The sequence below is a fragment of the Pedobacter aquatilis genome, assembly GCF_032678405.1.
In the GTDB taxonomy this organism is placed as follows: domain Bacteria; phylum Bacteroidota; class Bacteroidia; order Sphingobacteriales; family Sphingobacteriaceae; genus Pedobacter; species Pedobacter aquatilis_A.
Genome location: NZ_JAVTSJ010000003.1, coordinates 317662 through 343142 on the forward strand (window position 1 = coordinate 317662; position 25481 = coordinate 343142).

23 protein-coding genes are annotated in these 25481 nt (G+C 39.4%); 15 read left to right on the forward strand and 8 right to left on the reverse strand.

Going from position 1 to position 25481, the window contains the following annotated elements; genetic code table 11:
- Positions 1-277: 277 nt before the first annotated feature.
- From R2R71_RS10615 to R2R71_RS10635, 5 genes are all read right to left on the reverse strand, one after another.
- Complete coding sequence (locus tag R2R71_RS10615) at positions 278-3325, reverse strand: efflux RND transporter permease subunit (protein ID WP_316831255.1); 3048 nt, start codon at positions 3323-3325, stop codon at positions 278-280.
- A 243-nt stretch (positions 3326-3568) separates the two neighbouring features.
- Complete coding sequence (locus R2R71_RS10620; RefSeq protein ID WP_316831256.1) at positions 3569-4621, reverse strand: efflux RND transporter periplasmic adaptor subunit; 1053 nt, start codon at positions 4619-4621, stop codon at positions 3569-3571.
- Positions 4622-4624: 3 nt separating this feature from the next.
- Positions 4625-5998: a TolC family protein gene (locus R2R71_RS10625; protein ID WP_316831257.1), complete on the reverse strand. Its 1374-nt coding sequence runs from the start codon at positions 5996-5998 to the stop codon at positions 4625-4627.
- A 19-nt stretch (positions 5999-6017) separates the two neighbouring features.
- Positions 6018-6656: a TetR/AcrR family transcriptional regulator gene (locus tag R2R71_RS10630; RefSeq protein ID WP_316831258.1), complete on the reverse strand. Its 639-nt coding sequence runs from the start codon at positions 6654-6656 to the stop codon at positions 6018-6020.
- A 221-nt stretch (positions 6657-6877) separates the two neighbouring features.
- Complete coding sequence (locus R2R71_RS10635; protein WP_316831259.1) at positions 6878-7696, reverse strand: hypothetical protein; 819 nt, start codon at positions 7694-7696, stop codon at positions 6878-6880.
- A gap of 433 nt (positions 7697-8129) precedes the next feature.
- Here R2R71_RS10635 and pruA point away from each other — a divergent pair, with 433 nt between their 5' ends.
- The 4 genes from pruA (at position 8130) to R2R71_RS10655 (ending at position 10607) form a co-directional block, all read left to right on the forward strand.
- The gene (gene pruA, locus R2R71_RS10640) at positions 8130-9764 is read left to right on the forward strand and encodes an L-glutamate gamma-semialdehyde dehydrogenase (RefSeq protein ID WP_316831260.1); all 1635 of its coding nucleotides are present in this window, start codon (positions 8130-8132) and stop codon (positions 9762-9764) included.
- Between the two features lie 120 nt (positions 9765-9884).
- Entirely contained in the window at positions 9885-10061 is a 177-nt protein-coding gene (locus R2R71_RS10645) for a hypothetical protein (protein ID WP_316831261.1), read from the forward strand.
- A gap of 41 nt (positions 10062-10102) precedes the next feature.
- Complete coding sequence (locus tag R2R71_RS10650) at positions 10103-10225, forward strand: hypothetical protein (protein WP_316831262.1); 123 nt, start codon at positions 10103-10105, stop codon at positions 10223-10225.
- 121 nt (positions 10226-10346) lie between these two features.
- Positions 10347-10607, forward strand: a complete 261-nt coding sequence (locus tag R2R71_RS10655) for a hypothetical protein (RefSeq protein ID WP_316831263.1) — start codon at positions 10347-10349, stop codon at positions 10605-10607.
- A gap of 47 nt (positions 10608-10654) precedes the next feature.
- Here R2R71_RS10655 and can read toward each other — a convergent pair whose 3' ends face one another.
- The 3 genes from can to R2R71_RS10670 all read right to left on the reverse strand — a co-directional run bounded on the left by can (position 10655) and on the right by R2R71_RS10670 (position 13410).
- The gene (gene can, locus R2R71_RS10660; RefSeq protein WP_316831264.1) at positions 10655-11311 is read right to left on the reverse strand and encodes a carbonate dehydratase; all 657 of its coding nucleotides are present in this window, start codon (positions 11309-11311) and stop codon (positions 10655-10657) included.
- 6 nt (positions 11312-11317) lie between these two features.
- Entirely contained in the window at positions 11318-12922 is a 1605-nt protein-coding gene (locus tag R2R71_RS10665) for a SulP family inorganic anion transporter (RefSeq protein WP_316831265.1), read from the reverse strand.
- Between the two features lie 143 nt (positions 12923-13065).
- The gene (locus R2R71_RS10670) at positions 13066-13410 is read right to left on the reverse strand and encodes a hypothetical protein (protein ID WP_316831266.1); all 345 of its coding nucleotides are present in this window, start codon (positions 13408-13410) and stop codon (positions 13066-13068) included.
- A gap of 273 nt (positions 13411-13683) precedes the next feature.
- On the opposite strand from R2R71_RS10670, the gene R2R71_RS10675 reads away from it, so the two are divergent.
- From R2R71_RS10675 to R2R71_RS10725, 11 genes are all read left to right on the forward strand, one after another.
- Entirely contained in the window at positions 13684-15225 is a 1542-nt protein-coding gene (locus tag R2R71_RS10675) for an acyl-CoA carboxylase subunit beta (protein ID WP_316831267.1), read from the forward strand.
- Between the two features lie 118 nt (positions 15226-15343).
- Positions 15344-16501, forward strand: a complete 1158-nt coding sequence (locus R2R71_RS10680) for an MFS transporter (RefSeq protein WP_316831268.1) — start codon at positions 15344-15346, stop codon at positions 16499-16501.
- 1 nt (position 16502) lies between these two features.
- A complete protein-coding gene (locus tag R2R71_RS10685; RefSeq protein WP_316831269.1) occupies positions 16503-16919 on the forward strand; it encodes a GNAT family N-acetyltransferase in 417 nt (138 codons plus the stop codon).
- Between the two features lie 111 nt (positions 16920-17030).
- Complete coding sequence (locus R2R71_RS10690) at positions 17031-18146, forward strand: M42 family metallopeptidase (protein WP_316831270.1); 1116 nt, start codon at positions 17031-17033, stop codon at positions 18144-18146.
- Between the two features lie 86 nt (positions 18147-18232).
- Positions 18233-18922 (forward strand): 2,3-diphosphoglycerate-dependent phosphoglycerate mutase, encoded by a 690-nt coding sequence (gene gpmA / locus R2R71_RS10695; RefSeq protein ID WP_316831271.1) that lies wholly within the window; start codon positions 18233-18235, stop codon positions 18920-18922.
- A gap of 107 nt (positions 18923-19029) precedes the next feature.
- Complete coding sequence (locus R2R71_RS10700; RefSeq protein WP_316831272.1) at positions 19030-19497, forward strand: hypothetical protein; 468 nt, start codon at positions 19030-19032, stop codon at positions 19495-19497.
- Between the two features lie 2 nt (positions 19498-19499).
- Positions 19500-19916, forward strand: coding sequence for a DUF1801 domain-containing protein (locus tag R2R71_RS10705; RefSeq protein ID WP_316831273.1), 417 nt, complete (start codon positions 19500-19502; stop codon positions 19914-19916).
- A gap of 121 nt (positions 19917-20037) precedes the next feature.
- Positions 20038-22455: an alpha/beta hydrolase family protein gene (locus R2R71_RS10710; RefSeq protein WP_316831274.1), complete on the forward strand. Its 2418-nt coding sequence runs from the start codon at positions 20038-20040 to the stop codon at positions 22453-22455.
- A 136-nt stretch (positions 22456-22591) separates the two neighbouring features.
- On the forward strand, positions 22592-23473 hold the full coding sequence (locus R2R71_RS10715) for a J domain-containing protein (protein ID WP_316831275.1): 882 nt from the start codon (positions 22592-22594) through the stop codon (positions 23471-23473).
- Between the two features lie 5 nt (positions 23474-23478).
- Positions 23479-23775, forward strand: coding sequence for a chaperone modulator CbpM (locus R2R71_RS10720; RefSeq protein ID WP_316831276.1), 297 nt, complete (start codon positions 23479-23481; stop codon positions 23773-23775).
- 87 nt (positions 23776-23862) lie between these two features.
- On the forward strand, positions 23863-25437 hold the full coding sequence (locus R2R71_RS10725; RefSeq protein ID WP_316831277.1) for a helicase HerA-like domain-containing protein: 1575 nt from the start codon (positions 23863-23865) through the stop codon (positions 25435-25437).
- The last annotated feature ends 44 nt before the right edge of the window (positions 25438-25481 follow it).

Below are 25481 nucleotides of genomic sequence, written 5' to 3' on the forward strand. Positions count from 1 at the left end.
CGCAACAACCCTGAACATACTGTCATGCTGAGGAACGAAGCATCTGCAACCGATGAAACAGATTCTCCATTAGTTAGCATGACAGATTTTATTTAAAAAGATTGCAGCAAAAAACGGGGCTGATGTATCCGATGAAACACCAACCCATGCTTTTCTAATATTTATTAAAAACCCCGCCCTGCGGACACCCTTCTAACAAAGAGGAAAATTGCAAATCACTTAAACGCTTCTTCATCTGCGAAAATCAGTGCAATCTGCGGGCGAAACCTTTATTCTTTTAACTTTCAACTTTAGGCGGCATAAGCTTATACACCACTGGCGTTACAATCCTCGACAGCAAAGTTGAACTGATCAAACCACCAATCATCACAATCGCAAGTGGCGATATCAGTGGATTACTCGACAAGGCGATTGGCAACAAACCTCCGATAGCTGTGAAGGTAGTCAGGATAATAGGCAGGAACCTGATTTCACCAGCTACTTCAATGGCCTGATTAAGTGGCATCCCTTCTGCACGTAACTGGTTTGTAAAATCGACCAGTAAGATGGTGTTTTTTACTTCGATACCCGCCAGTGCCACAATACCAATCGTAGCAACGAAAGACAGCGAGTTTCCGGTAACCATTAAGGCTAACACTGCTCCTACAATGCCCAATGGAATAACGGAAAGCACGATCATTGTACTTTTAAAGGTTTTAAATTCCAGCACTAATACCGCTATAAAAAGGAACAAGGTAACCAATAGTATACTGCCAAAACCACCGAACGATTGGTTACGACTTTCTACCTCTCCGCCCATTTCAAAACTGTAACCTTCAGGAAGTTTTATATTTTTCATTTTACCCTCCACATCCTGAATCACCTTATCATTTAAGAAACCTTTCTGTACGAAAGCATTTACCGAAATTGTCCGGATTTTATTGTGGTGGTTAATGCTCAGTGGTGAGGTTTCCAACTTTAATGAAGCTATCTGCAACAACGGAATAGAAGTTCCCTGATTGTTATTAATGTATAAATTATCAAACACAGATAAATCGGGATTTGAAGGGTGTTTGGTAGTCAGCAATATACTGTAATCATCGCCTGATGACTTAGGATTTAAGAACTTACCTACTTCAATTCCGGCAACAGCCATTCTGACGGTCCTGTCGATATTAACGGTAGGAATACCCAATGCCTGCGCTTTATCTTTATTGATGTCAACTTTAATATCAGATTTCAGGTTTTTTAGTGGATTATTCACATACATGGTACCATGCGTTTTCAAGAGCATATTCTCTACCCTTTCGGCAAGATTCCGTAAAGTATCCAGGTTATCGCCTAGTAAACGTACTTCTACAGGAGAAATAATTGGCTGGCCCTGTTCAAAATCTTTCACTTCAACCTTGGCTCCGGCGTATGGTGTCCATTTTTTGCGGAGCATTTCAATAATTTCCAGTTTTCGATCAGAACGGATATCGGGCTGTAACAGTACAAACAATTCTGAGAAATCCGTACGCTCATTTTGTGGCAGTACATTGTAATAAATTCTTGGGTTCCCTTTACCTACATTCGAGGCAAAGTAACGCACTTCAGGGATTTTCTTTAGCTCTGCCTCGATCTGCCTGGTGATTGAATCGGTATATTTCAGATTAGACTGTAATGGCGTTGAAATATCAATTAAAAACTGTGGTTTCTCTGAAGCAGGAAACAAACTGAATCCGATAACGGGAATCAGGAATATGGAACCAACAAAAATACCAACTGCGATTAAAATCGTTAATACCGGTTTCGCAAGTGCTTTATCTAAAAGTTTTGAATAAGAGCCGTGAATAATTTTCTGTAAGGTACGCAGGAAAACGTTTCCGTTTACATCAGCATGTGGTTTTAATAACTTGCTCGATAAGAATGGAACAACTGTTAAAGCGACCAGCATGGAAGCAATTACCGAGCAAATTACCGCTACCGGTAAACTCCTGATGAATTCGCCTGAAGCTTCGGGTAAAAACATCAAAGGCATAAAGGCAATAATTAATGTGGCCGTACAACCCATTACTGCCATACCAATTTGTTTGGTTGCCTTTAGTGTTGCATCTAAACGGCTATGCCCTTCACGCATCCACCGCTCTATATTTTCGACGACAACAATACTATCATCAACCAATAAACCCAATGATACCACGAGCCCAACAATACTTAACTGGTTTAAGCTGAAACCTAAAACGCTTAGCAGAATTACCCCTATGGCTAAGGAGAGTGGAATGGAAACCATTACGACGATTGAGGCCCTCGTGCCTAAAGGTAATAGTGTAACCAAAACTAAAAGAATAGCAATCAAAAAATCAGTTCCCAATCCACCCAATCGGTTGTTTACATTATCAGCCTGATCAAACATCAACTGCTGATCGATATTAGCAGGCAGCGTTTTTTTGAACTTCTCGATAACAGGCAAATAGGCCTTTTGCGCATTGGTAATATTGCCTCCTGATTTTTGTGCAGCAACTACAAATACACAGCGGTAACCATTTAACCTGGTGATGTCTTTTTCCTGTGAGTAATCAAAATATACATTTGCAACATCTTTAAGCGCAGTATTTTTACCGTTTCCACTAAAAACGACAGTGTTTTTTATTTCATCAATATCCTGATAGTTTCCACTGGTTTTGATGTTGAATGATTTTGTTCCGGCATTTACACTGCCGCCTGGAATATTAGCAACCTCACTTTGTATGGCATTTGCGATAAAGGTTACTGGCAGATGTAACTGAGCCAGCTTGTCTAGATTTAAATCTACCCTGATGATCTGATCAGGCAAGCCTACAATCTCAACATTTTTGAGAAAAGGAATTTTTTCCAGCTCATCCTGCAAATCCTCTGCTTTGTTTTTCAACTTATCTCTCGATGCATTTTCAGATAGCAAAGCGATTTGCAAAACATTTACATCAGATGGCTGAACTTTCTGCACTTCCATACTGTAAATTTCCTGAGGAAGATTTGCCCGCTCGCTATTTACCTCGCGTACCAGTTCCTGATACTTTTCATCAACATTAACGGCATATTTATACTCAACAAATACTACAGCTAAGCCATCACGAATGGTGGTTTTAATTTGCTTGATATCATCCAGCCCGTAGATTTTCTTTTCTAACGGTTTTACCACAAGTTCTTCCATATCTTTTGGACTTGCACCTGGATAAACAACTACCACAGGATAGTTTGGGGCATTCATATCAGGGTCTTCCGACCGCGGCATATTGAAGATTGTGGTAATACCCAGCGCCAGAACCATGAGCACCATGATTAAGGTAAACTGGTAATTTTTTACAGCGTATTCTGATATTTTCATCTTAACGAGATATAGTATTTTCTTCTATATAATTTCTTTTGTCATTCTGAGCACAGCGAAAAACCTCTAACCTATTGGTGTCAAACCAAACAAAAGCCACTGCATTATAACCTGCAGATTTACTTCATGGCTGCTTCTCCCTCTTCGCTGCGCTCAGAATGACAGCATTTTTTTTATCCTTTGCATTAAAGCTTTTCGCTTTAGCCTTTCAGCTTTACCCTTTCCGCTTTAATCTTTCAGCTTTTACCTAACCACCTTTATTTTAGAACCATCGGTTAAATAAGCACTACCCGATACAATTAGGGCACCTGCATTTTCCAGACCTCCCGTAATACTGATTTTATCGTTCAGGATTGTACCCAGTTGAACCTTTACTTTTTGTGCGGTTTTGTTATCATTCGTAATGAACACATAACCCACATTTTCATCACCATCCAGCAAGGCATCATATGGAATAGTGTAGCTGCTGGTACTTTTCGTCGGGATAATAGTAGCTTTTCCAAATAAACCTGCTGCGAGGCCTTTAACTTTACTTTCTGATAGTGTGAGTTCCACACCAAAGGTGCCGCTTTGCGGATCGATACCTTCTGCCTTACGGCTTACCTTTGCCTGAAACGTTTGATTTGGCAAAGCATCGGTGGTAATGGTAGCGTTATCGCCTATTTTCAGGGTCGACCATTGTGCATCACTCAGGCCTGCTTTTAAAATCCACTTGCTTTGGTTTGCACCGTTAATTTGAAGAATTGGTGTTCCCGGTCCAACCACTTGCCCATCGCTTGCCAGTTTTTTAAGCACATACCCATTACTTGTTGCCCTGATCTCGGAATAATTCTGATTGAATTTTACTGCATCTAACTGTTGTTTTGCAACCTGTAATGCCGTCCTGGCATTTTGCATCTGCTCTAAAGTGGCCACACTATCTTTGTACAGTTTACTGGCCCGGGCAAAATCGCGTTCGGCTTTCTGGTAAGATAAATTAACCTGTTGTACCTGAGCGGATATTTCCGTTTGGTTGACGGTAGCCAATACCTGCCCCTGACGCACGGCATCGCCTTCCTTTACCAGTATCTTATTGATGATTCCGCCATTTTTAAAGGAAAGGAAAGTTTCGTCATTGGTAGTAAACTGTCCTGAAGCTGCAATGGCATGGCTGGCATCTTCAACTTTTAATTCCATTACTTTTACAGGGATAGTTTCCTCGCCACCGACTTTAGTTTCTTCGGTTTTATGGTTACCGCAGGCACTGATCCCCAGCGTTGCAGCAATTAAAGTGGAGTAAATAAATATCTTGTTCATATATTAATTTATGGAGTAAGTAGCTGTTTCGCGTTCTACATCGGCCACTGCCGAAAGCACTTTATATTTGTTTATGTTTACCAGCAGTTGTGCTGAAGTGTATTGGTTTCGGGCATCAACTGTTTCGATAAAGGAGTTCGTTCCTGCTTTAAAACCCTTTTCAATTAAACGTTGATAGCTCGAGGCGGCTTCAAGTTGTTTAAGTGATGATTGATAAGTCTGGTATGCGGAACGAAGATTATTTTGTGCTGTTTTAGCCGTGAGGTTTAACTGTTGAGCGACTAAAGACGCATTCAGTTCAGCATTTTTGATTTCCAGGTTACTTTGTTTGATTTTAAAGTTATTCCTGTTTCCTGTAAAGATTGGGATATCAAGCTGCAAGCCCAGCATATAATATCTTGTATTGTTGTTAAAATGAAAGCCTTCTGATTGAGAACCTAAATCGGCAAAAGCACCAAGTTTTGGAACAGCAAAAGCCTTGTTCATTTTAAGTGCGGTTTTATTGATATTGATCACCTGATCAAGGGCCTTTAACTCTTCCCTATTTCCTGAAATTGATAAATCACCAGCTAAACTCGCTGAATTATTTAAAATGTCCTGATCATCCGAACTGACATCAATCTTTTCATCCGCATTTCTATTCAGAAGGAAATTGAAATACATCCTGGCATTCATTACCTGCTGTTGGGCCGAAACTACCTGGGCATTTACATTTTCAACTTCACTTTTGGAACGAAGCACATAGGCAGGCAAGCCTTTTCCTCCTTCCAGCAACTTCTCATTCACCCTTAATCCTTCATTGGCAAGCTGCAAACCAGACTTGTAAATATCAACAGCCTGCACGGCATTTAAGTAATTGTAATAAGCGGTTTTGATGTTTTTAACCAGATCGCGTTTATAAATCTGCACTTCAAATTCCTGCAATACAACTTGCTGCTCGGAGATTTTCTTATTGTATCCGATATCGGTATTGAGTATCGGAACAGTCGTCCGTACTTTCGCATCGTAATAATTCTTTGGCAGGAAGTTAATACTCTGGTTCTCGAGCATCGGGAATTTATTCGTAGCCGTAAGCTGGTTAAGTGTACCATACACCGGATTGAGCAAATCGCCAAGAGGCAAAGGAATGTTGCGGCCACCATCAGCAGTAGACCAGCTGGTAGAAAAAGCTACCGTAGGTAAGAACAAGCTCTTTGCAGTTTTTAAGGCATACTGTGCTTTTTCTAAAGAAATACTTTTCTGTTGCAGCACAATATTGTTCTTAAACCCTTCTGCCACATAGGCATCGAGGATTTGCTGTGCCTTTCCCTTTGAGATAGAAATCAAACCTATTATAAGAAAAGCTACAGCGTTTTTTAGTGAGATGAATTTCATCATTAACAGTGTTAAGTTATTACTACTTCATACTATTTAACATGGCAATAAAACCAGTGAAAGTTTGCTCAAGCCAATCTACTCCCTCGTCCATACCAGTTTTGGTCGAGGCCATGTGATCAAGATGCCCCTGCAATTTTAAACTGCATAAACCATGCATCAGCGACCAGATATTTAAGGCAAAGGTTGTGGTATCGAACTGCGTAAAATAACCCGCTTCTTTACATTGGTTAACCGTCATGATCAGTGCCGCGAAAGCCTGCTCGCCTTCTTCCCACTCTTCATCAAGGCAGTGCGCTTTAACAAATTCAATTGGTTCTTTCATGATAAACATGAGTTCATAGAAATCGGGGTTATTCAATGCGAAGCTCATATAAACCCTTCCCATTGCCTTTAGGCGTTCAAATGGTTCATGAACATGTTGCAAAACGGCGAATTGCGTACCCAGCAAAATAAAGCCCTCCTGATGAAGCGCATACATGATATCAGCTTTATCTTTATAGTATAGATAAATCGTGGTCGGACTAAACTCTATTCTTTCTGCAATCTTTCTGATAGAAGTGGCATCATAACCATCCTTCAGAAAAAGTTCTTTTGCCGCATCTAAAATCCGTTGCCTTAAATCTTCTTTATGCTTTTCTTTACGCTCTTTAATTCCCATGATAAATATTTACACTGCAAATATACTTAACAGTGTTAATATTCATAATTTATTTTAAAATAATTTCCGATAGTATCCGCCTGAACGACGGAGCAGGATTCAGGAACATCTCTCATTGATGACTCGATCACAAGAAAAACAGCTCAAATTAAAAGGGATTAAGTCTTTTTTAAAAAAAAACAGAACACAAGCTTAAAGCAAATTCATGTTCTTTTAAGCCACTAATCCTGGGAAGGCTTCCATTTTAGCCGGACAATCTGCTCAACCACTTCATCTTCTTTTACAGGTAATTCTGGCTTAAACACCACTTCCACGCCATCTCTTAGGTGCCAGCAATGTGTAATCCCACCGGCAAAATACTTTCGGTTTCCTGATGGAATACCGTCTTTTAGATAAGAAACCCCTAAAGCAATCATTAAAGCCTTTTCCCCTGCAGCTTCAAAAGGAATATCCAATGTTGCGCCATCAAAATCTGGCAGATTCAAATCAACCTGGTAATCCTCTATAGCGATAATTTCAATCTGATCATCCGCAAGCCCTAAAGCAAAAACCATTAAGCGAAGAACAAATGCATCAGACTTAGCCACTACTTTAACGAATTGGGTCATTTTCATCCTGTTCAATTGAAGGTGCAGCAAGCCCTTAGCGCTTATCTTTATAAACGGAAGCTGATACAGGAGATTAGCCAATGGCGTAACCGCATTAAATTCCAGCCCACACAACAATTTCACATCACCATCAATTAGTTTTTTGTTACCCCTGTGTTTATCAGGAATAGTTTTAAAAATCTTGCAAAGGCGCTGGGTAAATCTGGAGGTGACATCTCCATAGGAATAAATCTTTAACAGTGGTGAAAAAGCATTACGAATATAAGCGGCCTGTTTGCTGGCTTCTCCAAAGTCTGTTGATGCACTTTTGCTAGCCGCCGAAAGTTGGTGAGTAATTGGTTTCTTCCTCACTACACGCTTTTTCCCTCGAACATAAAAAATAAGATCTCCTAATTTCCCGGAAAATCTAACAATCCCATCAGATGTTGCCATAATTTGCTTATATTAGTGTGGCCAGGGGGATGATTAACCTAATCTAACAATTCTTGCTAAATATTCCAAAAAGCTCTCTCCCCTAAAGCATATCAAATGCGACTCTAATCCGTGTCATATCCGTACCTTATCCGTGCATCATTAATTGTTCATACAAGTCTACTGTATTAGTTTACGGTAGCACCTTGGTATGGTATTACCCGCTTCACTGTCAATTGCTTCTTAAAAATTATAAATAATTAATGGGCGAATAAAAGACCTTAAATAACCATTCCACCCATAACCATGCTATGCTAACACTGTACGAAATGCATATCAGAATCATACCTGAATGAAAGATATCATAAGCGCAATGTCCTATATTTCTTTACAGAAGAATAGAATAGCATCTCTTAAAAAGCCTTATCTTTGTACAAATCATAAAAAATAAAATATGCTTAAAGGATTTTTTAACGTACCGGCTCCGGTTAACGAACCTATATTAAATTATGGCCCGAACAGCACAGAGCGTGTTCTTTTAAAAGAAGCCCTTGCCGAAGCCCGTTCGCACCAGCAAGACATCCCAATGTATATTGGGGGCAAACAAGTTCACACCACTAAAAAAGGGAAAGTTGTTCCACCACACGATCACCAACATATTTTAGCACAATACAGTATTGGCGATAAAACACATATTGCGCATGCAATTGATGCAGCTTTGGCAGCAAAAGAAGACTGGGAAAACCTTGCCTGGGAACACCGTGCGGCTATCTTTTTAAAAGCAGCAGATTTAATTGCCGGAAAATATCGCTATAAATTAAACGCTGCGACCATGTTAGGTCAAAGCAAAAATGCTTATCAGGCAGAAATCGATGCAGCTTGCGAGCTCATTGATTTCTTACGTTTCAACGTAAGCTATATGTCTGAAATTTACAAACAACAACCTCCGGTTTCGCCACGAGGCAGCTGGAACCGTGTTGAACAACGTCCGCTTGAAGGTTTTGTTTTTGCTTTAACACCATTCAACTTTACGGCCATTGCTGCAAACTTACCTGCATCAGCAGCCATGATGGGTAATGTTGTGGTTTGGAAACCAGCAGATACACAAGTTTATGCCGCTAACCTTTTAATGGAGATTTTCCGCGAAGCGGGATTACCTGATGGCGTTGTGAACTTAGTTTACGCCGACGGACCTGAAACAGGTGATGTGATCTTCAATCACCCTGATTTTGCAGGCATCCACTTTACAGGTTCAACCAAAGTATTCCAGGAAATCTGGAAAACCATCGGTACCAACATCCATAAATACAAATCATATCCTCGCATTGTTGGCGAAACAGGTGGTAAAGACTTTATCCTGGTTCACCCATCAGCGCAAACAGACATTGCAAACACAGCAATTGTGAGAGGCGCTTTCGAATATCAGGGACAAAAATGTTCAGCTGCAAGCCGTGTTTATATTCCGGAAAGTTTATGGCCTGAACTTAAAAAACAAATGCTACGCGATATCGCTACATTTAAAATGGGCGGAACTGAAGATTTCACCAACTTTATCAATGCCGTTATCGACGAGCGTTCTTTTGATAAATTAGCGAAGTACATCGATCAGGCTAAAAAAGATAAAGGCGTTGAAATTATCGCCGGCGGTAATTACGATAAGAGCAAAGGTTATTTTGTTGAGCCAACTGTTTTAGTAGTTGACGACCCGAAATATACAACCATGTGCGAAGAGTTATTTGGTCCGGTTTTAACTGTTTATGTATATGCAGATAAAGATTTCGATTCTATTTTAAAAGTAATTGATACAACTTCACCATATGCTTTAACTGGTGCGCTAATCGCTCAAGACCGTTACGCCATTGAGAAAGCGAGCCATGCTTTACGCAACTCAGCAGGTAACTTTTACATTAACGATAAATGTACAGGTGCAGTTGTTGGTCAGCAACCATTTGGTGGTGCGAGAGGTTCGGGCACGAACGATAAAGCAGGTTCGATGATTAACTTACTACGTTGGGTTTCACCACGTACAATCAAAGAAGTTTTCGAATCACCAACAGATTACCGTTATCCGTTTCTGGCTGAAGATTAATAAATTTTAATAATAAAACCTCTGCCAAATGCAGGGGTTTTATTATTATAGTACAACATTTTTCTTTTTAAGCTTAAATATGTCGTTTCTAGAAATTGATTTAACACCAATTATCCAACTATGATCAAGTCGAATTTCCCATGGGTAGAATCTCCCTTTTTTAGCGAAATCATCAAAACTAAAAATCTTACTGAAGAACAAAAGAAATTAGCCACCGATTATAACAGAGATGGTTACCTGGTTTTATCTGATTTTCTTCCTGTTGATTTAATCGACAGGGTAAGAATCAGAAAATAGTAAAAACCTTTTCTTTTTGCTACAACCTTGAGCAAACTGTCATGCTGAGGAACGAAGCATCTGCAACCGATGGAATAGCTACTTTTAACCTGCCGCTGAAGTTTTTAGTTACAAAACCGGTTTCGCATCAGGCGAAGCTACCTCAATTAGAACTCTTTTTTTAAATAGATTACCTCAGCTCTCCCAGGCGATCCTCACAGTCATCCGCTGAGAACTAAACCTTCATTCCCAAATCCCTTAAAACTATCATCATATCTAAATGTTCTATAGATAAAGAACAATATCATGGAAAATCAAGAAGATAAAAATCAAAACTTAAGTAACGAAAAAGCGAACAACTCAGCAGATAAAACAAACATGCCCGACCAACTTGTTCCACGCCACCATAGCGATGCAAATCATGAAAAGAACAAAGTTAAAACCGATGCTGGTAACCTGGGAAGAAACTTTGGCAGAGGTGATTTCGGATCGGAAGAAGCCCGTGAAGATGCCGAAAAGGGCAACAAGGGTCATGCAGGGAATATGCCAAATACCGAAAACAAATAATGCCCCAAAACGGGGCATTATTTATTGTTTATATGGAGGGATGTAAATTAGCCCACCTTAAAAGTTGGGGTAACATCTTCAAGGCTTGAACTTGTTACTTTTAAATCTTTAATAATTCCCGTTTTCAGGCTATAAACCCAGGCATGTACAGCTAATTCCTGGCCATTCGCCCAGGCTGCCTGTACAATAGAAGTGTTACTAATGTTCGCAGCGCCTTCTATAGCATTTAACTCTACCAAACGATTGAACCTTTGTTCTTCATCTTTAATGGTTGCCATTTCACGTTCATGTGTGCGATAAACATCACGGATATTTCGTAACCAGTTATCGATAATACCGACCTGTTTGTTACCCAATGCTGCCTTAACACCACCGCAGCCATAATGACCACATACGATTACATGCTTTACTTTTAACACATTTACCGAATAATCGAGCACCGAAAGCATGTTCATATCAGTATGAACAACTACATTGGCAATATTACGGTGAACGAAAACATCGCCAGGCTTAGTATTTGTAATTTGATTGGCCGGCACCCTGCTATCAGAACAGCCTATCCATAAAACCGGAGGGCTTTGTCCTTCAGAAAGTTTATCAAAAAAAGCAGGGTCGTTATCGATCATATCTTTAACCCAGTCTTTATTTCCCTGTAACAAACTATCGTATGTTATATCTTTTGTCTCAATTGTTTTTGCGCACATAGCTTTTTATTTATTAATATCTTCTACTATCTTATTGTTTAATTTAGGTACAGTATAATGTTTCTGTACATTTTCGAGTGTTACAATAATACCTTTTGTATAGGCATTATGTTTGTAATTGAAGATGGTTTCCAGCACATCAGGATCGATATAGCGGGCATTTGTTCCATCAATAATAACATTCGTTTCTCTGGGAATATTCGTTAAAACCACCTGTATCGCTGCTTTATTTAAAAAGGAAACTTCTTCAGCAAGCTTAATACGCACATTCTTTTTATCACCATCATTTGTAATCCGGTAAAAGAATGGGTTACGCATATTGGTACGCAACAGGTAGAAGATGGAAACCAGCATTCCAACGGCCACACCTTTCAGTAAATCAGTAAACAACACGGCAATTATCGTGATTACAAAAGGTATAAACTGATCCCAGCCTTTGTGATACATATGCCTGAATAGGCCAATACGCGTAAGCTTATATCCGGTTACCAACAAAATTGCTGCCAGACAGGAAAGCGGTATCATATTTATCAGTTGCGGAATAAATAATAGCGACAATAATAGCCATGTTCCATGAAAAATAGCCGACATTTTAGTTCTTCCACCTGCATTTACGTTAGCCGAGCTTCTTACAATTACAGATGTCATCGGCAAACCGCCAACCATTCCGCTGGTAATGTTACCAATACCTTGTGCAATTAACTCGCGGTTTGTTGGTGTTACGCGTTTTATAGGGTCTATCTTATCAATGGCTTCAATACTTAGTAAAGTTTCCAGACTCGCCACAATGGCTATCGTAATGGCAACAACATAAACGTTTTTGTTTGCAAGCTGAGAAAAATCGGGCATGGTAAATAAGCCCCAGAACTCTCCGATACCATTTACAACAGGTATTTTAACCATCTGATCGGCCCTCAGTGGATGTTCGGTACTTCCGAAAAATATTGTTCCGAGTACGCCTAATGTTACCACCAGTAATGGCGCTGGTACAATTGCCAGCTTAGGGAATTTAGGCCATACAACCAGAATGGCTATGGATACTAAACTGATTACCACCGCGGCCAGACTAAAATGACTCAATGCCGCTGTTATTGCCGAAAAAGTATTCTCATGGTCTTGCTGAAAGAAACCTTCATCGCCACTAAAATCACTATCAACACCTAAAGCATGTGGGAGCTGTTTTAAAATCAGGATTAATCCGATGGCAGCCAGCATACCCTCGATTACACTCGAAGGGAAATAATTACCAATTGTTCCGGCTTTTACTAAACCTAAAATCAACTGGAAAACACCCGCAAGTACAACTGCGAGTAAAAAGGTTTGATACGAACCAAGGGAAGTAATTGCACCTAACACAATTACCGTTAAACCGGCAGCAGGCCCACTTACACTTAACTGCGATCCGCTGAATGTTGCGACGACGATACCACCAATGATACCCGTAATTAAGCCGGCAAATAATGGCGCACCTGAGGCCAACGCAATACCTAAACACAGTGGCAAAGCCACTAAAAACACCACAATACTTGATGGTAAATCTTTCTTTAAATTCTTTGCAAGAAAATATTTCTTTACATCCGTACCTGAAAAGGCCGGGTTAAACTTTTGCATAACGATATGATTATCTGGTAAACTTTAACGAATAAAATCGTGTGCAACAACAAAATGAAAGGTAAAATATAGACTTAGCTAACCATAAACAAAACGGTTATCTATAAATCCAATCATAAGAAAAATGCTGTTACACCAGGAAACTAGATAAAGTTAGGCGGCGGTGTCGGAACGATAGGGTGATATGGGTCTACATATCTTTTGAAATGCTCTATAAAGCTGCTCTTCAAAACAAAATGGCTCGAAGAGAATTCGTAAGAAAAGATAGGATGGTTTAATTCGACCATTTTAAAATCGGTGAATTTCGATACGTCTTTGGCGGCATCCTTTCCGCCATCATGCTCTAACTCAATTTGCATGATTACGGCATTCATAATTTCCTTATCGATACAAGTACAAAATACCGGTGCGCCAGAAATTACCATCTTCGCACTGAAGATGAGCATAAAGGCTCCAACGATAAGATATTTGTACTTCCTTAACAACATGAGTTAAATTCTAATCTCGTTTTAATGTTGATTACAAAAATAAACGGATAATTGACTTTTCAATACTTTAAGGTGTAAAAAAAATGCAATATAAAGAAACAAAACACCTAAATATCTGATATAAAGAACCTTTATACTTTTACAGCAAAATACATTTGCAGGTGTACTGTATTTCTGAAAAACCTTTTTAGCGCCATCTTCCTGTAAATAACAAGAGACCAAACATTGCATTCCCGATACTAATTTTTAATTTTAAAAACTCATGTTATTAATATGGATAAGAAAATAGCACAACTTCAGGATAAAATAAAACAGGCAAACCTTGGCGGTGGGCAGGCACGTATCGACAGTCAGCATAAAAAAGGAAAACTTACGGCCAGGGAGCGTATTCATTTTTTAATGGATGAAGGCTCTTTTGAAGAAATCGGCATGCTGGTTACCCACCGCAGTACCGATTTTGGCATGGAAAACGAAAAATACCTGGGCGACGGGGTAGTTACTGGCTATGGCACAGTTAACGGTAGGTTAACTTATGTTTTTTCCCAGGATTTTACAGTCTTTGGCGGTTCCTTATCGGAAACCCATGCAGAGAAAATCTGTAAGCTCATGGATATGGCCATGAAAAACGGAGCGCCCTTAATCGGATTAAATGATAGTGGTGGTGCCCGTATCCAGGAAGGTGTAGTTTCTTTAGGTGGTTATGCCGATATTTTTTACAAAAATGTCCAGGCATCAGGCGTCATTCCGCAACTCTCGGCAATTATGGGTCCTTGTGCCGGGGGCGCCGTGTATTCTCCGGCAATAACCGATTTTATTTTAATGGTAGAAAACACTTCTTACATGTTTGTAACGGGCCCTAATGTGGTGAAAACCGTAACACATGAAGAAGTTACCTCAGAAGAACTCGGAGGCGCAAGCACGCATGCTACTAAATCTGGTGTAACGCATTTCGCATGTGCAAATGAAATTGAAGCCATAAGCCATTTAAAAAAGCTGCTGAGTTATATGCCCCAGAATTGCGAGGAAATGGCCGGGCAGCTCCCTTATGAACCAGCGAATGAAAGCAGAACTGAACTGAATACCTTTATGCCCGAAAATGCATCACAACCCTACGACATAAGAGATGTGATTTCAGCAGTTGCCGATGCAGATAGTTTTCTGGAGGTACATAAAGATTTTGCAGAGAATATTGTTGTTGGCTTTGCGAGGTTAGCTGGCCGAAGCATTGGCATTGTAGCCAATCAACCGGCTTATCTGGCCGGTGTTTTAGATAGTAATTCCTCAAATAAAGCTGCCCGTTTTGTGCGTTTCTGTGATTGCTTCAATATTCCCTTGCTTGTTTTTGAAGATGTTCCTGGCTTCCTTCCCGGCACTGATCAGGAATGGAATGGTATTATTACCAATGGTGCAAAATTACTTTATGCTTTTAGCGAGGCAACTGTTCCGAGAATTACGGTAATTACCAGAAAAGCTTATGGTGGTGCCTACGATGTGATGAATAGTAAGCATATTGGTGCCGACATGAATTATGCATGGCCAAGTGCTGAAATTGCAGTTATGGGTGCCAGGGGTGCTGCGGAAATTATTTTTAAAAGAGAAATCTCTTCAGCCGAAAACCCGCAGGAAAAATGGCTGGAAAAAGAAAAATTGTACTCAGATATTTTTGCCAACCCATACCGTGCTGCCGAACGTGGTTTTATTGATGAAGTGATCGAACCATCGCAAACACGAAGTAAGTTAATAAAAGCTTTCAGGATGTTGGAAAATAAGGTGGTAAACAGTCCGCGTAAAAAACACGGAAACATACCTTTGTAAGGATGGAAGATGTTTGATGTAATATGGACGAGCTTGTGTAACATTGTCCATTCATCTTAATACTTTCAAAAAACCATCATCCATTTTACATCTTACATCTTACATTTTACATCTCTTTATGTTAAAACGAGCCGATATCCTATTAATGGCCTTTTGCACAGGCTTAATTGTTGCAAATATTTATTACTGCCAGCCTTTGGTAATTCTGGTAGCAAAAGATTTTAACCTTACAGAAAGTTATGCCGGGCGCATTACCTATTTAACACAGATTGGTTATGCTTTGGGTTTATTTTTGCTGGTGCCGCTTGGTGATATGTTCGAGCGTAAAAAGCAGATATTAATTATAACAGGTTTGGCTATTTTGGCACTTCTGGTTGCTGCTGTTTCAAAAACATTTTTCTTACTGGAAATTGCTTCGCTGTTAATCGGGGCATGCTCAATTGTGCCGCAGCTTATTTTGCCACTTGCCGCTAATTTAAGTTCAGATGAAAATCGCGGCGCAAATATCGGGATGATTATGAGCGGGCTCCTTGTTGGTATTCTGGCATCGAGAGCCGTAAGCGGAAGCATCGGTTTCTGGCTGGGTTGGCGTGCCATGTATTACATCGCAGCCGGTATATGCGCATTACTGATTGCTTTAATGGCTAAGCGTTTTCCACAAAGTTATCCGGCATTTAAAGGTAGTTATAAAGAACTCATGACCTCGATGCTTGGCTACATTAAAACACAGCCGGTACTACGCGAAACCTCGGTTATTAATTTCCTGGCCTTTGCCATAATTAGTGCTTTCTGGACTACCATGGTACTTTTTCTGGCTAACCCGCCTTTCAGTTTCCAAACCCTGCAAATCGGGCTGTTCGGAATTGCCGGAGCCGCCGGTGCATTAGCCGCACCCCTGGTTGGCAAATTAAGTGATGGAGGTAACCCACGGAAGAATTTAATGATTGGTTTTATCCTGCAAATCATAAGCATTGCTTTATTTTATTTTACAGGAAGCTATTTGTACCTGTTTGTAATCGGTATCGTCCTTATCGATATCGGTCAGCAGGCAATACATGTTACCAATCAAACCCGGATTTATACTTTAATTCCCGAAGCCAGAAACAGGTTAAACACGATATTTATGTCGGTTAGTTTTATTGGTGCAAGTTGTGGTTCAGCATTGGGTTTATTCCTTTGGGACCAGGGCGGCTGGAACTTATTCTGCTATGGAATGACAGGGATTATCGCCCTGAATATCTTAATTTACAAATTTTACGGAAGCAAGAAATTTTAACTTGGAAGCACTTATTCAAATCGAACAAATCATTCCTCAGTTAACATGGCGCATCAGGCATGAAGTAATGTACCCCGAACTACCTTTTGATAGCGTAAAACTTGCTGATGATTTTGAGGGCACACACTTTGGCTTATACCTGAACCATAAACTCACAGGCGTTGTTTCCCTGTTTCACGAAGGTGATGTTTACCAGTTTCGAAAGTTGGCAATCCAGAATGATGTCCAAAAATCAGGTTTAGGCACTAAACTGATGGAGTATATCTTGGATTTTTGTAAAATTCAGAAAGCAAGCAAGCTTTGGTGCAATGCCCGTGTTAATGCAAAGGAATTTTATTATAAATTTGGCTTTAGCGAAACCGGGAAGACCTTTTTTAAAGATGGTTACGATTTCGTTGTAATGGAATTGGAATTTTAGACTATAAACTTGCAATTACAATAAATTTAGAAATTAAATAAATAATTAGGTTTATAAAAAAGAGGCGCCTGCCAACCTGGAACTGTAAACCTGAAATCTTAAATAGATAATATGGCTAAGAAAAAAGAAGACGACAAGAAAAAACATGTTGCTGTTGTAACTAAAAAATCGTTACAATTTCTTGAAGAATACATAAACAACCCTGCACCTACTGGTTACGAGTGGGAAGGCCAGAAACTTTGGTTAAATTACCTGAAACCTTATATCGATGAGCATTTTATTGATAATTATGGTACTGCTGTTGGTGTGATCAACCCGAAAGCGCCTTACAAGGTTGTAATTGAAGCACACGCTGATGAAATTTCATGGTATGTAAACTATATTACCAATGATGGTTTAATTTATGTAATCCGCAACGGCGGTTCTGACCACCAGATTGCACCATCGAAACGTGTAAATATCCATACCGAAAAAGGCATGGTTAAGGCAGTTTTCGGCTGGCCTGCAATCCATACCCGTCACGGAGAAAAAGAACAGGCACCAGAACTTAAAAACATCTTTTTAGATTGCGGATGCACTTCGAAAGAAGAAGTAGAAAAATTAGGTATCCATGTGGGCTGCGTAATTACTTATGAAGATGAGTTTATGGTACTGAACGACCGTTATTATGTTGGTCGTGCCTTAGATAACCGTGTAGGTGGTTTCATGATTGCCGAAGTTGCCCGTTTATTGAAAGAAAACAAGAAAAAATTACCTTTCGGCTTATACATTGTTAATTCAGTACAGGAAGAAATCGGCTTGCGTGGTGCTGAAATGATCGCACAACGCATCAAACCTAATGTTGCAATCATTACCGATGTAACACACGATACCACAACACCGATGATTAACAAAAACACGCAGGGCGATTTATCATCAGGCAAAGGCCCGGTAGTTTCTTATGCTCCGGCGGTACAAACCAACCTGAATAAATTGTTAATTAAAACAGCTGAAAAGAACGACATTCCTTTCCAGCGCCAGGCTTCATCGCGTTCTACAGGAACTGATACTGACGCCTTTGCCTATTCAAATGGCGGTGTCCCATCGGCATTGATTTCTTTGCCTCTACGCTACATGCATACTACCGTAGAAATGGTGCATAAAGAAGACGTAGATAATGTAATCAGTTTAATTTATGAGAGTTTACTCAACATAAAAGACGGACAGGACTTCAGGGAGTTTAAATAAACCCTGCTCATTAACATTAAGGCTTGAAGATATTCTTCAGGCCTTTTTTATTTGAACAAACTGTCACAATAGCTGTTAACTAAGCAATGAAAAAACTGATATTAATCCGCCACGGGCAAAGTATTTACAATCAGGAAAACCGTTTCACAGGATGGACGGATGTTGATTTATCGAAAGAGGGACATCTGGAGGCTAAAAAAGCGGCCACCCTATTAAAAAAACACGATTATAATTTTGATGTAGCCTTTACCTCTTTACTAAAGAGGGCCATTAAAACTTTGCATATTATACTGGAAGATTTAGACCACCTCTGGATTCCGGAATTTAAAAGCTGGCATTTAAACGAACGTTTTTATGGTGCTTTACAAGGTTTAAATAAGGCCGAAACAATTGATAAATATGGAGCTGTACAGGTGCAGAAATGGCGCCGTGATGCTGATGAGGAACCGCCAGCTATCACACCAGACGATGAGCGCTTCCCTGGAAACGATTTGCGCTACCAGCACCTAAAACCCGAAGAACTGCCGTTAAGTGAAAACCTGAGCGATACCATCAGCAGAGTGCTTCCTTTTTGGAACGAGTCGATTGTTCCGGCAATAAGCCGGAATGAAAAAGTAATAATCGCCGCACATGGCAATAGTTTAAGGGCATTAATAAAATATATCGATAACCTTTCTAACGAAGAAGTAACTGCACTTGAAATTCCTACAGGTATTCCACTGGTTTACGAGCTTGATGATAAACTCCAAAAAATAAGGCACTATTACCTCGAATAAATCTTCATAATTTATGGTGGGTAATTAGTTATCTTTAAGGCATAATTAATGTGGCGATTTGCCTGGTAAAGTTCTATCTTGCAGCCAAAATATTTCTGATCATTACAATGAATAACACCAATAAAATCAAATCCATTCTAGCCTTAATTGCTATTATGTTTTTTTCTGTTTCGGCAAAAATTGAAACTAAAACTGCTAAACAGGATGAAATTTGCGAAAGGGTAATTAAATATTATGTCAAATCGGGTAAGGAAGGAGATAAGGAATTTAAGTTGAATGCTGTAATTACGGTAAATCCGATAAACCTGATTAATGTTGACATGGAAATCCCGAATCAACCCAAAACAAACTTCGATATCATTATCGAATCGGCAGATTGCGATTTAAACACTGAATTAACAAAAGGTACCGCACTTTACAAAGGTTATGTTAAACACGAAAACGGCGATGCTACAAATTCGGTTATTAAAATCTCAAGAGACGATAAAGGTAAACTAACCATTTCAAATGCTGACCCGGAATTACCCAAAGGATTAACTTTATACGTTGATAAATGGGAAGTTTTCAATAACTAGGCATGGCACAGAACAAAACAACCGAAAACGATGGCGATGTTGCTGCATTTCTGAATACAGTAACTGATGAAGCCAAAAGGCAGGATAGTTTTAGCCTCGTAAAGCTATTTGAAGAAGTATCATCGTATAAAGCAAAAATGTGGGGCACGGCAATTGTTGGCTTTGGCAGCTATCATTACAAATATGAAAGCGGCCGTGAGGGTGATGCACCGCTAACAGGCTTTTCGCCGAGAAAAGATTCATTTGCCCTATATTTTTCATCGCAACTTAAAGACAGGGAAAAACTTCTGGCAGCCTTAGGTAAACATAAAACCGGAAAAGCATGTGTTTACATCAAGAAACTAAGTGATGCTGATACCGATGTATTAAAACAGATCATCGTTAATTCAATGGAAGATATTAAAAGTAAATATCCCTAAATATGTGCTTTCTTTTCAAGCAAACCGCTTTCTAAAACATGTAAATAAGCAGTTACGCAGCTTATTGGTCGGTTTATTTTACAATATTTGAGTTTCCTTATCAAATAAACCAAACCGGATTATGTTTAAAAAACTACAACTCTATTTTTTAATAGCTGGGGCAAGTATTTCTTTGAATGCTGCAGCTCAGGATGCTGTAAGCTATCAAACGCCACCAAAAGAAATTGCCGATTTATTACTTGCAAAACCTACTCCAGGTGTTAGCATTGATGATAAAGCTGAGTGGATTTTGTTCAGTGAAAGAAACTCCTACCCTTCGGTAGAAGAACTGGCAATGCCCGAATACCGCATTGCAGGGTTAAGATTAAACCCAAACAATTATTCACCAAGCAGAATTACTTACATCAATAACTTTAGCTTAAAAAATATTAAGGCTGATAAAACCTTTCCTGTTACAGGTTTACCAAGTCCTTTATATGCCAGTAACATCAGCTGGAACCCAACACAGAATAAAATAGCTTTTACAAACACTACGCAGAAAGGTGTCGATTTGTATATTATTGATATCGCAACCAAGAAAGCTACTAAAGTTAATAAAGCTTTCTTAAACGTTGTTTTGGGTAGTGGCTTAACCTGGTTAAATGATAATACCATAATTTACAGGGCAGTTACTAAACCGGCAAGCGCCGCACCGGTAAAACCATTGATGCCAAAAGGACCAACCGTACAGCAAAATCTAGGTAAAGCCGCACCTAGCCCAACCTACCAGGATTTAATAAAATCCCCTTTTGATGAACAACTGTTTGAGTTCTATGGCACTTCACAATTGGTAAAAAATACAAATGGTGTAGAAACACCGATAGGAAAACCCGCCATCTATGCAAGGGTTGGCCTCTCTCCTGATAAAAGCTACATGCTTATCGAAACCATTCGCAAGCCTTTCTCTTACCTGGTTACAGCAAATGGTTTCCCATCAACTGTTGCCGTTACCGATTTAAATGGCAAAACGATTAAAGTGTTAGCCGAGTTACCGTCTTCTGAAGGCACCCCATCTGGATATGACAATACCCAAAACGTTCCAAGAGGTTTCGATTGGAGAGATGATGAAGCTGCTACAGTAACCTGGGCTAAACCATTGGATAGTGGATTAATAAAGAAAAATGTGCCTTTTCACGATGCTGTTTACGCACTTAGCGCTCCGTTTACAGGAACGGAAAAAGAGTTGTTTAAAACACAAACACGTTTTCGGAATATACAATGGGGAAATGCAACGCTTGCCCTGGTAATGGAAGGCTTAAGAAGCAAACAAACCAATAAGGTTAGTATTTATAACCCTACAACAGGAAATATCGAAGAACTATACACCCGCAACCAGACTGATGCATACGGAAACCCTGGTTCACCCGTAACAACAAAAAATAAATATGGCCGCCCGGTTATTCAAACAGTTGATAATGGCACTAAATTATTAATGAATAATACGGTAGGTTCATCTGATAAAGGCGACTTACCTTTCTTAGCAAAATTCGACCTTGCTACTAAAAAGAATGAAATTATCTGGCGTAGCGCAGAAGGTACTTTTGAATATGTAAGTGATGTTATCGACCCTGAAAAGCTCGTTTTGTTAACAAGAAAAGAAAGCCAGAAACTGGTTCCTAACTATTATATCAAAAACCTGGTGCTACGCGTTGCAGACAGACCCGTTACGGCTTTCACCAACCCATATCCTTCATTAGATGGCGTTGTTAAGGAAAAAATCTCTTACAAAAGAGCTGATGGCGTTGATTTAACAGGTGATTTATATCTTCCAAAGGGATATAATAAAGAAAAAGACGGACCGCTACCAACAATTATCTGGGCTTATCCAAGAGAATTTAACTCTGCCGCAGATGCGGCGCAAATCCGTGGCTCAAAAGATAAGTTTACAGCAATTGCATGGGGCTCACCAATTTATTGGGTAACCCGCGGTTATGCCGTTTTAGATAATGCCGAAATGCCAATTGTTGCAAAAGATGGTAAAAAACCAAATGATACATTTGTTGATCAGTTAAGCTTAAATGCAGAAGCTGCTATAAATAAATTAGCTGATTTAGGCGTTGGCGACAGAAAACGTATGGCCGTTGGCGGACATAGCTATGGAGCCTTCATGACTGCGAATCTTTTGGCACATACTAATCTTTTTGCTGCAGGTATTGCAAGAAGCGGTGCTTATAACCGTACGCTTACACCTTTTGGTTTCCAAAACGAGGATCGTACTTACTGGCAGGCACCACAGCTATATTACGAAATGAGCCCTTTCAGCTATGCAGATAAAATTAAAACGCCTTTGCTTTTAATTCACGGCGATTCAGACGATAATACCGGGACATTCCCAATTAACAGTGAACGTTTGTTTGCCGCAATTAAAGGTGCTGGTGGTACAGTACGTTTTGTTTTCCTGCCTTATGAGGCACATGGCTATCGCGGAAAGGAAAACATTTTACATGCCCTTTGGGAACAAGACCAATGGCTGGAAAAATATGTTAAAAACAAAAAATAATACAATTTCTCTCCTAAAAATGCCCCGATATCCGGGGCATTTTTTGTTATTATTAGTGTTCTTGCTGCTTAATGGTTAATTTTACATTTTTCGAAATCAAACCCGAACATTCAATTTATTTATTTGTTTAAACCTTATGGAATATATAGACTACTATAAAGTTCTTGAAATTAAAAAAGATGCATCAGCTGACGATATAAAAAAAGCGTACCGTAAACTCGCGAGAAAATACCATCCTGATTTAAATCCAAATAATGAAGAGGCTAACAAAAAGTTCCAGCAGATTAATGAGGCAAATGAGGTTTTAAGTGATCCTGAAAAAAGAAAGAAATACGATCGTTATGGAACCGACTGGCAACATGCCGATCGCTTTGATGCACAGCAACAACAACAAAGACAATCGGGTGGTAGAAGCAGGGGTGGTTTCTCAGGCTTTGGAGGCGAAGACTTCTCTGATTTCTTCTCTTCTATGTTTGGTGGAGGAGGTAGCAGAAGCAGTAGCCGTTCACCTTTCAAAGGTCAGGATTACAGCTCTGACTTAAACTTAAACCTACTTGATGCCTACGCAACCCACAAACAAACCCTTACGGTAAATGGGAAGCAGGTCAGAATTACCATACCAGCTGGTGTAGAAAACGGACAAAAAATAAAATTACCTGGCTATGGAGCTCCGGGGCCAAATCATGGTCCGGCAGGCGATTTATACATATCGTTTATTATTTCTGAGCACCCGAAATTTAAAAGAAAAGGGAACGATATATATATTCAGGAAGAAGTAGATTTATACACTGCGATACTTGGGGGCGAAAAAATAGTTGAAACATTAAACGGGAAAGTTAAACTTAATGTACCTGCCGGAACACAACCCGATACGACCTTAAGATTAAAAGGAAAAGGCTTTCCTGTTTATAAAAAAGAAAACCAATTCGGCGACCTTTATATTAAATGGCAGATTAAATTACCAACGAAATTAAACGCTCAACAAAAAGAATTATTCGAAAAACTTTCCAAACTCTAACCAATATGGAAGCTAATTTAATTTCAGTTGACGATTTTTGTATCCACTACAAAGTGGAAATAAACTTTATCAAATCTTTAGAAGAATTTGGTCTGATAAAAACAAAGGCAATTAAGAAATCTATATTCATAAACGCTGATGATTTATCAGGATTGGAAAGGTATCTGAGACTATATAAGGAACTTGAAATTAACCTGGAAGGTTTACACGCCGTAGGGCATTTATTAAAACAACTCGACTTTTTGCAAAACAAAGTTAAAGCATTAAATAACGAAATTAGCTATTACAAGCAACTACATTAGTTTTGAAACCATAGCCACTTAAGGCCATAAGAAAAAAATCCTTTTTTTAATATTAGTTTATTAAATTGGGGGCTCAAAACTAAAACAATGAGCGATTCTTCATCAAAATTTATTGAGAAAATAAAAGCCGCCTACGCCCCTACCGGTTCATATATTTACCTTGGAGCAGGCATGCTGGATGGCCAGGTTTATGGCGATGCCGAAGTAAATCTATCGTTAAAAATGATGAACAGGCATGGTTTAATTGCCGGAGCAACTGGTACTGGTAAAACCCGTACACTCCAGTTACTCTCTGAGCAGCTTTCTGATGCTGGTGTACCCGTTTTTATGCTCGATGTAAAGGGCGACTTATCTGGTCTAAACCAACCAGGAAGTGTAAACCCAAAAATCGAGGAAAGAGCAGCACAGCTTAAAAAAACATTTACACCAACAGGCTTCCCTGTCGAAATCTATTCTCTTTCCGGAAAACTTGGTGCACAAATGCGTGCTACGGTTTTAGAGTTTGGCCCCACACTTTTAGCAAAAATTTTAGATTTAAACGATACCCAATCCGGGGTTCTTGCCGTTATATTCAAATATGCAGACGATAATAAATTGCCAATTATCGACCTTAATGATTTAAAGAAGCTCCTTTCTTATTTATCAGAAGGTGCAGGCGCTGCAGAAATTAAGGCAAGCTATGGCAGTATTTCAACCGCTACTTCGGGTACTATTTTAAGAAAGATTGTTGCCATTGAACAGCAAGGTCTGTCAGGAATGTTCGGGGAAAAATCTTTCGACGCTGAAGATTTGTTTGAGCGTGTTGATGGCAAAGGCGTTATTAGCCTGTTAAACATTGCTGATGTTCAGAATCAACCGGTTTTATACTCTACATTTTTATTAAGCTTACTGGCCGAACTATTTAATACCTTACCTGAGGTGGGCGATTTAGATAAGCCAAAATTGGTTTTCTTTTTTGATGAGGCGCATTTACTCTTCAATAATTCATCAAAAACATTTTTAGAGCAAATAGAAACAATCATCAGGTTAATCCGCTCAAAGGGCGTTGGTGTTTTCTTCTGTACACAATCACCTACTGATGTTCCGGAAAGCGTTTTAGGTCAACTTGGAAATCGCGTTCAACATGCTTTAAGGGCTTTCACACCTAACGATGTAGATGCTTTAAAGAAAACGGTTAATACTTACCCAAAATCAGAATTCTACGAAATTGATAAGGTACTTACCTCATTGGGAACAGGACAGGCATTGGTAACTGTTTTAAATGAGAAAGGTATTCCTACTGAAGTTTCAGCAACCATGCTTACGCCACCTCGGGCAGTAATGGGGCCTTTAACCGCAGCCGATTTCGATAAACTGGTAACTGCAAGTCCGATGTACACCAAATACAAAGACACAATTGATCCGGAAAGTGCCTACGAAATACTAACCAAAAGAATCAATGACCAGGTTGCTGCTGCTGAACAACAAAAAGAGGAAGCTGAAGCACAGAAACAGGCTGAAATAGAAAGCAAACCAAAGCCCGGCGAAAAAAGTTTAGTAGAGCAGGTTATGGGGGCAACAATAACACGACAAATCGGGAAAGAAATTGTTCGGGGTATCTTTGGGATGATAACAGGAAAAAAAACACGCTCCAAAAGTGGCGGAGGTTTATTTGGTTTCTAAAACAATCATTTAAAACATTTATATTAAATTATTTACATATTTAA